Raw genomic sequence first — 13,969 nt, forward strand, 5'->3', positions numbered from 1 at the left:
GTATTGAAAGCTCCATGTCCAGATTAATCGAACTCAGGTTCTAATGTTATCGAATCGACAGAATATTATTTTTAAAATTATTTAATTCATCAGATTTTTTCTATTTTTGACATCCGTTTTGCTCGAGTGGCGGAATTGGTAGACGCGCTGGATTCAAAATCCAGTTTCTTCGGAAGTGCGGGTTCGATTCCCGCCTCGAGTACTTTAAAAACCTGTAAATGACCTATTAATAAGGCTTTACAGGTTTTTTTGTGTCTTGTTGACAAATATTTGACAAAGGAAATTAAAAGTACCTCCTTTTCTGAAAATTATAAGCGTTTCAGATTAATCCTTATTGGGTTCATTCTTCTAGGTTTTCAATTCCACTTCTATCACGGTTAAGATTCACTGGAATTAATCTCTATATTTATCCAACTAACCAATAATTAATTTTAAAGTTATGAGAACCTTCTTGATAGTCATCGGAATCTTACTAGGTGTTTTTGTTTTATTTGGTATTGTCAATAGTATAGTAGGTGAGGAAGATACTAAAAACGAAACCTATGCCTTAATTTATGCAGAAAAGGCAATCAAGAGTAAATTGAAATCCCCATCTACTTCAGAATTTCCGGGAGTGAGAGGAACATCTATTAAGAAAGATGTAGATACATTCTATGTGCGTTCGTATGTAGATTCTCAGAACGGTTTTGGTGCAATGATGCGCACTAATTTTGAAGTCAAGGTTATGTTTGTAGGTGATAAGGTGAAAACGTCAATTCTAAAACTTCAATAAAGGTTTAAATTCATCATTCTATCTGGTCAACTAAAAATCTTTTCTGCACTTTCTCATTTGTCTTCAAGGATCTATAATAGTAATCAATAACTTCAATGGGTTCCTGCCCCTGGGGTATTGCAATTGTAATTTTTCGTTTGCTACTATTCTGGCAAAGGAATACCATATTTTCGTTCACAACATCCACCTCCTGAATATACAGAACCTCAACTTCTTTACCTTCTTTAGTATCTGTTGCAATGGTTATTGTTTCAGGTTCAAAGACTATCCTGCGATTCACTGTTTCAGTGCTACTTGTGAATATTGAGGGATAAGTTTGAGTAAATGGAGAAAAAAAGACCTGTTGCCCTAACAGATAAAAGGGTGCAAAGAATAATATTAAGCAAAGTCTTCTCATTAATTAAAGATAGGATTTTATTCTTAAGTGTTGTGATCCCAAAAAAATCATCCTTAACGCTGATTAACTTGACTGCCTTATTTAGATTGAGTATAAATAGTGAGGTTTTTTAACCTTACTAATTCTTACGTTTTTGGATAAGAGAACTCTTTTTTATCGTGTGAAAAACAAAATTCCTGCTCCGGCATAATGACCGTTACAAAATCTTGGGAATTCTAAGGATTTACGCGCATGTTGTGATATGGAAAAAACCTTCATTGCAACTTCCTTTTTTAGGGTCGGAAAACTCTCTGACGCCTGCGCGCGTATAGACCCCAAAAAACTTGGATTCTCAGGAAAGTATTCTTTTAGGTCGTTCAGTTCGTTAAGTTTTAACCTCAGCGATTCTTTACTGTTTCTCGACTGTTTCTCGACTGTTTCTGTTAAAACAAGTTCTTTCCCTGATTCTTGCGCGTGAACAGATACCAGCAAAGTCTATGCGCGCGAAATCATATATTCTTGTGCGCCCGTTGTGACCTCGAAAAAACCTTTGTTCTTGTACGCGTAGTGATTGCCCAAAAACCTTAAATGAAAATTCCATGCGCGAACAGATAGTGGGATATTCCGGTGCCGTTTCCTCTTTTCTCGGGCTTTTTTGAATTCTTCAACCCTTAGTGTAATCTTAGTGTCTTTTGTAGTTCTCTACGCGCGCGCGTATTGGTTACTTTTTTTAATCTTAGGTATTCTTAGGAATTTTGGATCTCAGTTATTCTAAGTTTTCAACCTTAGCATTTTTTAGCATTTTGCTTTTTCAACTCTTTTACCCTTGCATCTACCTTGCTATTTTTTAAACCTTGACAATTCTTGGCAATCCGAGTAATTCCGAGTATTTACGCCAATTTTTTACACATGGTTTCGTTGGCCGCTAAGCATATAATGACTGTTACAAAGTCTTTTTTATAGTGTGTAATTCGAGTAATTCCTTGCGCGTGGGTAGTTGTACAAAAAGTACCTTTTATAGGGGGATTTTCCCCTTGTTTATCTTAAAAAAACGTTCTGAAAGAATAGTTTCTATATTTGAGGTTCAACTAAAACCTTAATTATGAAAAAACTACTACTATTATTACTGCTTACCACTTTAATTTCCTGTGGCGGCTATGAATCTACGGCTGTTTCTATTGAGCCTGTTGAAAAGGTATTTCAATTGGATCAGGATAAATCTGATCTTTACATTAAAGCCAATCAATGGATGGTTGAAAATTTCGGAAGCGCAGAAGAAGTTATTCAATTTTCAGATAAAGAATCTGGAGTAGTTACTGGAAAGTATTTAATAGGCGAAACATTTAGAAAAGAAGGATATGCGGTGCGCCCGGTATACGCAATTATTAAAGCGCAGGTAAAGGATGGCGCTGCTAAATTATCTATTGATCCTGAAGAGTACATATACACAACTGGTTTTGGTCATGCTCCGCAATATGTTATTACAGAATCTGATGTGCGCAATAGCATAGAACAATTAATGAGTTCATTTGAAATTTACATGAATCAAGAAATAGATACAGATTGGTAATCTAGTATTACTCCTGCATAACCGGCCATAAAAAGCCGGTTTTTTTTCTGCCCGCGCAAAAGAATTTTGCACCTCATCGATTCTTACCCAAATACTCTCAGTAACTTAAAATCAAATTCATTTTTTACCTCAGTTTTAAACATAAAAGCCTTTTCCTCTATTCCAGTATCAGAGGGAACATATTTAAACATTCCGTAAAAGTTGTTCATCCTTTTGCCTTCAATATCTGTATGACCTTGAATTTTTTCTAAGATGGTTTGATCAAATGGCAATTTTGCTTTTACCCATTCTGGTTCGAATAGTGGGCGGTCAAGTTTTCTTATTTCGAAATCTGCATTTTCTTTTACCGATTCTTTCCCTGGTAATTGTGTCATAAGTTCGCTGTTGCCCTCGCTAGATGAAAAACGAACATAATCTTCAGGCATATAGTATAAACCACCATTAAACCATTTGGAGTGCCGTAGTAGATTATTTGCCGGGCTAAGTCTGAGGTTAAAAGCGGTATCTGGAGAATAAACCCCTATTGGTCTTTGCTCGAAATCATCTTGCCATTTCTTAGGCTCGTAAAACTTGGCCGCCCTGTCTGATCTGCTTATAGATCCAGTTTCCTTTGCATCGATAATAAAATTGTCTTTGTCGTAGGGGCTATCCTCTTCTGCCGATTCTCCATACTGCCGTCTACGTGCATCTTCTACTCCATAAGAATCAGTGCGGGACGGGCTTAATACTTCAAATTTGTTACCTGGCACTGTAACGGTTACGGGGGTAATCCAATTGCCTTGCGTATTGTATTCATCTAGGCCTAACGGTCTTTCGTAATTGCCGCCTTTTGTGTACCCCGTGGTAATAGATGAATAATAGAATTCTGCTGCCGTGGTGCGTTCTTCTACCTGAATTTCGCCTAAATCTACCGTTACCACACGCTGAAAGAAATAATCTATATTTTCAAGTACCAACTTCTGTTTTGCCCCCTCTGTAACTACTCCATAGGCTACCGGTGTAATGGCGTTCAAAGATTTGTACAAATTCTCCCAACTCCAGGTAATAGGCCATTCAATTAATTTTCCCTGCTCGTCGGTCTTTGCTAAATTTCTGAGCCATCCCCCGGGCATTGTAATAAGGTTTTTCCACTTTCCGGAAGAAAGAATACTGCTTTCAAAACAGGGGTTTCCTGTGTAAATCTCGCTTAACCTTTGTCCGGCTTCAAACAAAGTAATTGCTTTTGCTTCTGTACGTTGGTAAAAAGAATCTACTGCTACGGTCAATCCTGCATTATAATCTGAGTAGTGAACGTCCGCCCATCCGTCAAATCTTACCGGGAACCCGCCCCCAAATTGCCCCACCATAAGAAGGCCTAATGCAAAACTTTCATTTTTCTTTGGTTCTAGTTCTATAGGTTCTAGCGAAGAATAACTAATTAATTCATCTGGATTAATACTTCGTGGATCTCCCAAATCCTTTAAAACGGTTCTGCCGCCTTCCTGCAATCTCAGGTTGTCTCCATTGTCATCACAGATGTACTTATCAAAAACCAATTTTAGGTTTAAATCGTTTATTCTGTTTCCTGTTACATCGAGTTTAAAACTTGTATTTATAGAAAACCTTGTGCGTCCCATATCCCGCTCTGCCTTGTAATAAAACATATTGGCTATGCTTGGTTCGTTCCATCGTTCATCTAGTTCATACGTAGGGAAAGGAGGTTGAATATTTTCGGGGTCTGCATTCGCTATTACATTTAGCGGTAAAGGGTGAAAGGAGGTTCTATCTTCGTCTATAGAATTCCACTTGCCACTGTGGGCTGTAAATTCCTGTACATTTTCATTTCTCAATTTGCTCAGCAAGTAAATTTCCCTTCCCTGAATACTTACCTTGTCGGTGTCTAATTTGGGGATAGAATTTCCTTTTATGTCAGTAGTCCGGTTAAGTTCAAATTTCTCCCTCATGTTTGATACCAGTAACTCTCTTAAACCTCCTTCCATAACATCGCATTCGAAATACCCGTCTTTGATCTTTCTAGTGGAGAATTCAAGATAACCGGTAAAGGACAAATTCCATTCGTCTGTCTGTGGATGCTTAACAAGTTTAGTAAGTTTTACTTTGGCCTGTACTTTGTCTATTTCAAAGGCTCTTTCCAGGTATTCTTTTGCTGCTCCGGTAAATCTTAAATTATTGGTCAGATTAACGAATATACCGTATGTTTTTTCGCTTCGACCAATTAATAATTTTGTATCGTCCCATCCCAAAGGATCTTGATCAAGTTCTAATTTTCCAAATTTGGAGTTAAGGATAAATCTGATTCTGTTGTCAAACATCGTTTTTAGTTTTAATTATTAAATAGTTGCCAGGTTAAACAGAGTTGGTTGCGCTCTGCTGTAAATTCTTTGTTGCTGTAGTTTTAAATTGTTGTGCTTGTTTCTGATATTATGGGCAATTTCCTTTATCTGGGTTTGGTGATCTTTATTGCTCCAGTTCCGGGAAAGAAATTTTCTTTTCACCTCATCAAATATTTTAATATCGGTTTTGAAGTAGTATTTCAGGCCGGTATGACTTAGGAGAATACTGCCTTTTTTCTGCATTGAAATGTTTATCCCTGTAACCACACAAAAACGTCTGTTTTCGTCCTTTTTCTCAGAAGTGCCAACACCCGTTTTTAACCGTATATGTAAAGGGTTAATTTCGGGTGTTGAGGTATTTAAAAAGTCGGCCTTTTCTTTTATCAATTTTGCTATCTGATCTTTGAGGTTTTCCGGTTGTGCTTTGGTAATCTTGTTTAAATTATTCCGGTGGTACTTTAAACCGTCATAGGTTAGATTTTCCCAAAAATTGGGGTTACTATACCTGTTTTCGTACTTCGTGCCTTTCAGGGCTTTAAAATCATAAAAAATGACCTGTTGCCATTGTTTTAAAAGTATGGGTGTAAAGTTCTGTAATCCGAAATTCAGTAAATCTTCTAAAGTGTAAATGCCTTTACTGTTCAGGTCATGCATCTTTGTATATTTCATTTCGATTCTCATAACCTCATCTTCAATTTTAAAACCTCGGTTTTTATAGTGGGTTTTCTTATCGTATATTTTTAAAATATGCCTTTGATGTTGCGCCTGGATATAATTTCCTTCGTCTCTGGTGAATACCCATTTAAGCCGGTCAGTTTTATGTAATAAGCATTGTTTTAAGAGGTTTTTAGTCTTGGCCGGTGGATTTATATTAACGCCTATTTCTAATTGCTTTAAAACGCAGTTTTCAGGACGTATTCTAAAATTCTCTTTCAGATTTTCCAGTACGTCTTGTATTTCATTAATCCCGAAGTCATTAAAGTTATGAGCGCCTTTGTTCCAGTATTTATGTAAACTCCCTTCAACTGTTATGCGTTGCTCCGGGTTCGCGGTTGTGGATCCAAATATTTTAAATTCCATCCCTCTGAAATATGCGTTTAAGTATGCTCCTAATTCCCCTGTTTTGGTGTTGACTTTGTTATGAAATTCCAAATAGGGGCTTCGCTCCAGATAATGCGGGGTAACTCCTTTGAGTTCATATTTAACAAAGTCTATCAATTATAATTTATATCTTTGGGGTGGGTATGCGTTGCCGTATTCCCGAACATTTGAACAATTAGAGGGGGTTGAACGCCCCTCTTTTTTTGTTTTATATCTTCTGAGAATTAACTAACGGTTTGCTCTATTAATTTGTTTAAATCCCGGGTGTAATAGTTCTTGAAGTAGTAGAGGGTAATACAACTTTTATTTTCTGTGAATTGTGCCAGGATGAGGTTCTTTTTTTTCTGGCTGTCGCCAATATAGATACCCGGGACGGTTGTTTTAAAAAGTCCTGTTATTGGCCTGCTCCATTTCTTACCCTGTCTAATCTTTAGCCAATAATCGGGCATTGATTTTGCGTAGTTTCGGTCTTTCTGAACGTTTATTGTTTCAGATAGTAGGGAAGTGCCGTTAATGACCTCAGCAAGTTCATAATGCTTTACGCTTCTGTATTTGCCGGGATTTATTTCTTTGTAACTATGTATAATCGGTGTCGGGTGCGCTGCCATTGCTAAAATTTTAAAGTTCAACAATAGCCTGTTCTACTTCAGACCTTTTATAGTAAACGCGGTTGCCTAAGGCGTGCTTTTTGAGTTTTCCTTTTTTGCTCCAGTTATGTACGGTCATGATATCGACCTTAAGCATTTTTGCTACTTCAGAGCGGCTTAAATATTCTTCCGGCTCTTTGGGTTGGTACTGCTTTTTAAGTTCTTCTAATTGCTTTTTTACCCCTTGTAAAATTGCATCCTGTAATTGCTTTGGGGTAGTGTTGTGAAGTTGGGTTACATTATCCATTGCGTAGTATTTTTAATTATACTGCAATAATAATGTGAGGTGGGTAAGTGTGTAAAACGTGTGCAAAGGCAACCTTGCACAAACTTTATTTCATTAAATCTTTCAAGTATGAATTAATTTCTTTTTCTCTGATCTTATTGGGCCGCGTTCCATTTACTACATTTCGAATGTTTGAAGTGTCGTTACCCATTATATAAGCCATTAACTGGTATTTCTCTGTGTCGGAAATATTTAGTTTTCTTATTTGTCCTTCAAAATCTAAAACCTCATTTGCTATTCTAATTCGTTCTGTAAGGTTTAGTTTCTTCCCATTAAATAAAAGGCTTTTATTGGAAGGTACTAGATTTTCTTTTTCTCCTTCAATTATCTGAAGTAGGCTTGCTTTTTCTTTTTTTAAAAAATTAATCATAACTGGATACCATTGGTGAGAGGGTTTATTTCTCAATTGCATTTCATAGAAATCAATACATCCTTTGATAACTGCTATTCTTTTTTCTGGTTCTTGAAGTAAAAACCGGGGGTTTAATAAATGATCTTCAAGTTTTTCACTTAAAGATAAACCAGAGGGTTGATCTTTTCTACTTTTTCTAGTCACCGGCTCGTGGTGCTCTATAATGGAAAGATATTTTTCAACAAATCTTGTAATTCTTCTGCTGAGCCATCGAAATTCGGAATAATTGTCTATTTCTGAGGTATTTACTTCTTTAAGGCATTTAACTTTTCTTATTCCTTTTGCACCCCTTAACACCACTGGGTTTATTTGCAAATACTTTAGAATGAATAAATGCAAAGGGTGCGAAATATATGGATCAACAGATCCTGCTTCTATAAATTTATCTTCTAAGAATTGTATTCTGTCAAAAATAAATGCTTTTGTTGGTTGGTGAGGGTGAGGTGTGGTCATTTGAACAATTTTATGCGGTGCCATTGCTAATGTACTAAAAACCCCTTGCATGGTTCTGCAGAGGGTTATTTATACTTTATAATTTTAATGTTGGTTTGAATACCGGTACTTCAATTCTTATATTCTGCTCTTGGGCTAATTTAAATAGCCGATCCTTTTCTGCTCTGGTTTTCTTTAATTCAATTTCTATTTCTTCAGGAGTTAAATCTTTACCCTTTCGCCTTAATTCCTTTTCAAGGTGTTCTATGACGGATTGCTTTCTTTTATTCTCCTTTTCAAGATATTCTGTAAGGTCACTTTTCATAATATTTACTTTTTTGGATTTATTTTATTTGGGAAATGATTTCTTCTAAAGATTGTTTAAAATCTTCTTTGTTTTTATAATCCCTACTCTTTTTAAAAATTTCTTTTGTTAGCCGGTCTGATTCAGATTGGCTTTTTTCGTTTTCCTGCTTTAGGTACTCTACTAGATCATTTTTCATAATTGATTTTTTAAATTTTTCAACTTAATTGTTTTAAGGTGAATTATATATTACGTATTTCCTGCCGCAACTTTTTTTTTATTTCCTTCCTTTCTTCTCGGGTATATTCATTCCTGTATTCCCGGTAAATTTGAAGTTCCTTAAAGATTTTTTCAGTTCTTGATTCCATTATTTTGCTTTTTACTGGTTTGCTGCGTTTTTAATGACCTTCATTTCAGGCTCTTTGTTCTGCTGTATAGTTTCATAGAACTGCATAAACATATCTGCGTTGAGGTCTTTATCTTCCCGGCGGTTAATGTACTCCAGGAACATACTTTCTTTAGAATGGCCGGTAATTCCGATTAGAACAGGAGTAGGTATTTTTTTATAGTAGTTGGTTGCAAAGGATCGTCTGAATGTGTGAGAAGTTACAAGTTCGTGTTTTGGGTAGAAGTCTAATTTCTTCCGCTTCGTTTTCTTGTCGTACTTTTTGCCCTCTATCATTTCATTGATTTTCGCAAGTTCGCAAACATCTTTGATATGCTTATTTAATTTTTGAGTACTGATTGAATAGGGAAAATCATTTTCTACAATATCAATAATGTGCGGGGCAATTACTCCGACCGTAACGGCTTTCCCTGTTTTCTGCTGTTCAATATCAATATAAATGCGGTTGTTCTTGTATCGTAGGTTATCGGGTGTAAGTTTTAAAAGGTCGCTTGCCCTTTGTCCTATTTCGCAACCTATCAACAACCATTTGCGGGCGTTTTCCTGGGCTTCTGTTTCTAGTTCTGCCTTGCGTATTTGTTCCAGTTCTTCAAAAGAGAGGGTTTGTATATACCTATCCTCGTTTTGCTCTTTAAAACCTTCTATTTTGTGCGCGTAATCATTAATTTTTATATCCATTTTTTCAGCATCTAAACAAACGGTTTTAAGGTTGTCTAATATTTTACCGGCTGAATTAGTGGAATAAATTTTAATATTAAATAACCAATTTGTAAACCTATCTACAAAGGGTTTATTTATATCCTGGAAATGAATTTTGCTTTTTATTACTTTCTCATATTCCTCAATAATCTTTTTAAAGTTCCTATAACCTTTTAAACGGTTTTCAGAAAGTCCTACTTTGTTACTACCTTTAATTTTTCGTGTGTTGGCATTATCAATTATGTACTGGATATGATTAGTTAATAGGCTTTGATCTGTTTTTTTAACCCGGTCAAAACACTTTTCAATATTCTTCTTTAACCAATTCACATCTATTAATTGCCCGGTTGCCTGTGCATCATTAACAGCATTATATATAAACTCCTGTAACTTGTTCAATTTGCTAAAGGTCTTTTTCGTTTCCTCTGAATTTTGCTTAGGTCGTTTCGTGGTCTTGCTCCAGTCTTTAGGGTGTACTGTGAAACCGGAAGGAGTAGAAATAACATTTCCTTCTTCTAGTGAAACATAAATAAAAATTGAAACTGATTTGTTTGCCTTACTGCGTATTCTAAAGTTTACCGTTGCCATAATCTGAAGTATTGAACATTTGAACAATGCTAATTTAGTTCAATTTGTCAACTTGACAAAGACTTGACAAAGGAAATATTTATTCTATTATATCTTATTATATAACATTAAGTACTCACTAACTACTGGTTTTATTGGGTTTAGTGGGAATTTACAGTGTTAGTTGAGGTTTTAAAGTAGTTTTCGAAAAGGGCAAAATAGTGGGTTTCTATTCCCGCCTCGAGTACTTAAAGCCCTTTTAAACGCAATGTTTATAAGGGTTTTTTTTGGAGTAACAAAAGGGTAGCAATCATCTCTTTAGATCTTAATATCAATTGGTCATCAAATTTGATAAAGCATTATAATCTTCATATCAGCAGTTGCCATTAAGATTTAAAAAATAAACTGTAAATAGATTAATTACCTTAATTGTTCGCAAATAAATATATATTGGTTTAGTTATGAAAAAGTAAAATGAAAATAAAACCAATTATTGCTCAGAACTTAAACTATGATAACATACTCAAATGTTACAACACAATCGATTGCGTATTTCTTGTTACGCTGACTTCATCTAATACTACAATCTTGAAAGGCAATAGACGGATTTTAAAGTGGTTCTCCTAATACCTTTTGGAAAGACTATACCATTTTAAACCTAATTTAATTTGAAGATGGTCAGGGGTCTGTTATTGTTAGCAATAATTATGTGAGGCTGTTCCTTAATTAAAACCAACTTCATATTTTTAGCGTTTAAATCATTGTAGAAATTGATATCTTTATAGGGTTTAAAACCTCCTTTAGAACCTCCTAGCAATACATATCCCACATTGGAGTCGTAGCGCACTGTTTCTACTTCAGCTTCATGTACAGCACCTATACCAATAACATCCATTTTTCCATCATGATTAACATCTGTAAATGCAAAAGACATGGTTGGTCCCAACTGTGCGTAATTCGGCAGATGTCTCAACTTAAAATTACCACCTCCTTTATTTTCCAGATAAACAGATTTAAATTCGGTAGTTTGTTTTTGATAGGAACTTTCCAGCACTCTTTTTCCATAAATATCTTCCAAGGTTGAATTCGCAAATTGATGATAGGTTTGAATTTTCTGACTCACAAAAGGATTTTGGCTTGAAGAACATTCTTTACCACGAACAGGTACTAAATTCCCTTTGTAAAGTTTGCTCAAAAACATATCGTACTTCTCGTCATCCTCTAAGTCTTTTCCGTAGATATACAGTGGCTTTTCTTCTGTAGGATGATATTTATTGTTTCCTCCAATATTACCTGCAAAATAGTCCATATCACCGTCGTTATCAAAATCAATTTCGGCAATTGTATTCCACCAACCCCCAGTATTTTCCAGGGATGGTACATTTGCTAATAAAAATTGTTTATCTACATTCTCAAAAACGATAATTGGCATCCACTCTCCGGCAACCAATAAATCTAAATCACTATCGTTATCGTAATCACTAAAAATTAAGTCATTTACTATTCCAATTTCTGAAAAATTTGGCGCAACCTCTTTAGTGACAACAGTAAATACCCCATTGGTGTTTTGCAACACGTAGGACCTGGGCGGTAAGGGATATTTACCTGGAATTAGGTGTCCGGCCACAAACAAATCTAAATCCCCATCGTGATCATAGTCTAAAGAAGTAACGGCTTTAGTACTGGTTAACATGGTAGGTAAATTGTAAGATTTAGAAAAGTTGCCACGACCATCATTTAAATAAAGCCTGTCCTGTAGTAAAGGATCATTTTCTTATAATTCGTAGCCGCCGCTGGTGACGTAAAGGTCCAAATTACCATCATTGTTGGCATCAAAAAAATGCGCTCCATTATCTTCATATTTTTTATCTTTTTCAAAAATGGCTATCTTTTTTTTCTGAAATTTGCCATCCGGATTCTGAAGGTATAGTTCCGCAGGCTGATCTAAGGCACCTCCGAGGTATAGATCGGCTAAGCCATCTTTATTTACATCAGCTTCTGCAAAGGCTGGACCTTTTTGAGATTGTTTTTGAGGCAAAAGCACCTGGCGGGAAAAATCATTAAATTCATTCTCATGGTGTCTATAGTTTAAGCCCAAATGCTCTGGACTTACCCTATTGAAATTATTAGAAAACTTGTATTTTGATTGATTTCCGTCGGACTTAGATTTGTTTTGATGAAACGTAAGTGTTTGATTTGCCTCTACATTCTCCTTTGTTGAGATACTTCCGTTATTCCATATAATTTCTACCCGTTTAATATTGGTTTCTTCACCAATACCAAAGTTTAAAATGGGAGAAACAGAAGATTGATATCCTCTAGAAAGAAACAATTCCTGATATTGCTTGGAACTATCAGTAAACAATTTGACCTTACTTCCAATTGCGGTGACATTATTTTTACTTCCAATAAGTTTTATATTTAGAAAATTGCTCGTGGAATTGTTACGATAAATACCAGCCTTATCTTCAAGATTATTGATGATAATATCCAAATCACCATCATTGTCCAGATCTGCATATGCTGCGCCGTTTGAATTTACCGCTTTAGTAAATCCCCAATTTGTATTTTCCTTACTAAAAGAAAGATTACCATTATTCTTAAAAGCATAATTTTGAAGCTTTTCCGAAGGCATTCTGTTCAAAATTTGTTCAATGGACATATCTTTAATAGAATCTTGTTGTGTGTCCAAAAAATTCCCAAAATCCTGATTTGCTATTTCTCGTTTAATTCCGTTTGTAACAAATACATCTTTAAAACCATCACCATCAAAATCCGCAATCAGTGGTCCCCAACTCCAATCGGTTTTTGAAAGTCCTGCAAATTGAGCTATGTCACTAAAATATCCATTTCCGTTATTGAGATTAAGAATGTTGGACATATATTGATAATGGTATCCTGAAGTAACAATCGACCAAAAACCACTGGTGTTCATGCTCGGCATATTCTGCTTCCCTCTGCTATGGTCTTCTGCAGACATATCAAGAACCAATAAATCTGGTAATAAATCATTATTAATATCGGCAATATCAGAGCCCATACTACTGTATGAGGTGTGTTTTACACGTGTATCTATTTGATTAATAAAAGTGCCATTTTTGTTATTAATGTATAATTTATCTGGAGTAATAAAATCGTTGGCAACATATACATCTGGCCATCCATCGTTGTTATAGTCACCTATTGCGGCACTCAAACTAAATTCTTTATTCATTATTCCGCTATCGATAGTAACATCGGTAAATTTATTGCCGTCATTTCTAAAGAGATGATCTGAGGTTTGTGAAAAAAAATCTTCGTCTTTCAAAATTGCTGCGAGAATAACAGAATTAAGAAAATCGACTCGGTGATTAATTAGATACATGTCTAAATCGCCATCCTTGTCATAATCAAGGAAGTAAGATTGAATTGAAAAACCGTCGTTATCTAACCCCCAGTTTTGTGCTTCTTCATTAAAAGTTCCATCCTTCTGATTAATGAAAAGTTTATTAGTACGGAGCGAATTGTTGTTTAACGATGCCGATTTACAAACATAAAGATCCATCCATCCGTCATTATTTATATCTATCATATTTACACCTGTGGTCCATCCTTCAGAATCTTCTACATGGGCCGCCTTTGTAATATCTTGAAATTTAAAATCTCCCTTATTAATATAAAGCTTATTGGATTTCTGGTTAGAGGTAAAATAGATGTCTTGTAAACCGTCATTATTTACGTCTCCTATGGCAACACCACCACCGTTATAGGCGTAGTAATAGTTAAGAACATTAAAATCAGAAGTTTCCTCTACGGAGTTTTCAAAATGAATATTGGTTTGATCATTAGATAGCAATGTGAAAAGATTGTCACCTACAGTTGGTTTCTTTGTAACTTCACCTTTATCTTTACAGGAAATTAAAAATGTCAGGAATAGTAGAAATAAATAAAAAGTGAATTTATGCTTCATTGTAAGACCTGGAGTATAATGAAATATATTGTAAACCTAATTTTATTCGCTCAAGACGCCATGATTGTATTCTGCAGCCAAATATAAATTTAAAGTATAAGAATTTATTTTGAAA

Annotated in this window: 14 protein-coding genes, 1 tRNA gene and 1 pseudogene; 3 read left to right on the forward strand and 13 right to left on the reverse strand. The window is 35.2% G+C overall.

Annotated features, from left to right (window positions below; all coding sequences use genetic code 11):
- The first annotated feature begins 120 nt into the window (after nucleotides 1–120).
- A tRNA-Leu gene (locus RM541_RS15785) sits at nucleotides 121–202 on the forward strand.
- Nucleotides 203–439: 237 nt separating this feature from the next.
- A complete protein-coding gene (locus RM541_RS15790) occupies nucleotides 440–772 on the forward strand; it encodes a hypothetical protein (RefSeq protein ID WP_311501100.1) in 333 nt (110 codons plus the stop codon).
- 13 nt (nucleotides 773–785) lie between these two features.
- On the opposite strand, the gene RM541_RS15795 is transcribed toward RM541_RS15790, so the two are convergent.
- On the reverse strand, nucleotides 786–1,052 hold the full coding sequence (locus RM541_RS15795) for a hypothetical protein (RefSeq protein WP_311501101.1): 267 nt from the start codon (nucleotides 1,050–1,052) through the stop codon (nucleotides 786–788).
- Between the two features lie 1,198 nt (nucleotides 1,053–2,250).
- Here RM541_RS15795 and RM541_RS15800 point away from each other — a divergent pair.
- Nucleotides 2,251–2,718, forward strand: a complete 468-nt coding sequence (locus tag RM541_RS15800; protein ID WP_311501102.1) for a DUF4468 domain-containing protein — start codon at nucleotides 2,251–2,253, stop codon at nucleotides 2,716–2,718.
- An 83-nt stretch (nucleotides 2,719–2,801) separates the two neighbouring features.
- Here RM541_RS15800 and RM541_RS15805 read toward each other — a convergent pair whose 3' ends face one another.
- From RM541_RS15805 to RM541_RS15855, 12 genes and pseudogenes are all read right to left on the reverse strand, one after another.
- Entirely contained in the window at nucleotides 2,802–5,030 is a 2,229-nt protein-coding gene (locus tag RM541_RS15805; RefSeq protein ID WP_311501103.1) for a hypothetical protein, read from the reverse strand.
- A gap of 18 nt (nucleotides 5,031–5,048) precedes the next feature.
- Nucleotides 5,049–6,269: a hypothetical protein gene (locus RM541_RS15810; protein ID WP_311501104.1), complete on the reverse strand. Its 1,221-nt coding sequence runs from the start codon at nucleotides 6,267–6,269 to the stop codon at nucleotides 5,049–5,051.
- A 107-nt stretch (nucleotides 6,270–6,376) separates the two neighbouring features.
- Nucleotides 6,377–6,760, reverse strand: coding sequence for a hypothetical protein (locus RM541_RS15815; RefSeq protein WP_311483910.1), 384 nt, complete (start codon nucleotides 6,758–6,760; stop codon nucleotides 6,377–6,379).
- 10 nt (nucleotides 6,761–6,770) lie between these two features.
- Nucleotides 6,771–7,046 carry a helix-turn-helix domain-containing protein gene (locus RM541_RS15820; RefSeq protein ID WP_311501105.1) on the reverse strand — a complete coding sequence of 92 codons (276 nt, stop codon included), beginning with the start codon at nucleotides 7,044–7,046 and terminating at the stop codon, nucleotides 6,771–6,773.
- An 85-nt stretch (nucleotides 7,047–7,131) separates the two neighbouring features.
- On the reverse strand, nucleotides 7,132–7,950 hold the full coding sequence (locus RM541_RS15825) for a hypothetical protein (protein ID WP_311501106.1): 819 nt from the start codon (nucleotides 7,948–7,950) through the stop codon (nucleotides 7,132–7,134).
- Between the two features lie 76 nt (nucleotides 7,951–8,026).
- On the reverse strand, nucleotides 8,027–8,254 hold the full coding sequence (locus RM541_RS15830; protein WP_311501107.1) for a hypothetical protein: 228 nt from the start codon (nucleotides 8,252–8,254) through the stop codon (nucleotides 8,027–8,029).
- 19 nt (nucleotides 8,255–8,273) lie between these two features.
- Nucleotides 8,274–8,432, reverse strand: coding sequence for a hypothetical protein (locus tag RM541_RS15835; RefSeq protein ID WP_311501108.1), 159 nt, complete (start codon nucleotides 8,430–8,432; stop codon nucleotides 8,274–8,276).
- A gap of 43 nt (nucleotides 8,433–8,475) precedes the next feature.
- Nucleotides 8,476–8,601: a hypothetical protein gene (locus tag RM541_RS15840; protein ID WP_311501109.1), complete on the reverse strand. Its 126-nt coding sequence runs from the start codon at nucleotides 8,599–8,601 to the stop codon at nucleotides 8,476–8,478.
- A gap of 11 nt (nucleotides 8,602–8,612) precedes the next feature.
- On the reverse strand, nucleotides 8,613–9,926 hold the full coding sequence (locus tag RM541_RS15845; protein WP_311501110.1) for a tyrosine-type recombinase/integrase: 1,314 nt from the start codon (nucleotides 9,924–9,926) through the stop codon (nucleotides 8,613–8,615).
- A gap of 637 nt (nucleotides 9,927–10,563) precedes the next feature.
- On the reverse strand, nucleotides 10,564–11,532 hold the full coding sequence (locus RM541_RS15850; protein ID WP_349254616.1) for an FG-GAP repeat domain-containing protein: 969 nt from the start codon (nucleotides 11,530–11,532) through the stop codon (nucleotides 10,564–10,566).
- 9 nt (nucleotides 11,533–11,541) lie between these two features.
- Nucleotides 11,542–11,646: pseudogene (locus RM541_RS17455) on the reverse strand (hypothetical protein); the annotation flags it as partial.
- A 33-nt stretch (nucleotides 11,647–11,679) separates the two neighbouring features.
- On the reverse strand, nucleotides 11,680–13,854 hold the full coding sequence (locus tag RM541_RS15855) for a VCBS repeat-containing protein (RefSeq protein WP_311501112.1): 2,175 nt from the start codon (nucleotides 13,852–13,854) through the stop codon (nucleotides 11,680–11,682).
- Between the last annotated feature and the right edge of the window lie 115 nt (nucleotides 13,855–13,969).

Origin of the sequence: Autumnicola psychrophila, assembly GCF_031846645.1 — a bacterium.
In the GTDB taxonomy this organism is placed as follows: Bacteria; Bacteroidota; Bacteroidia; order Flavobacteriales; family Flavobacteriaceae; genus Autumnicola; species Autumnicola psychrophila.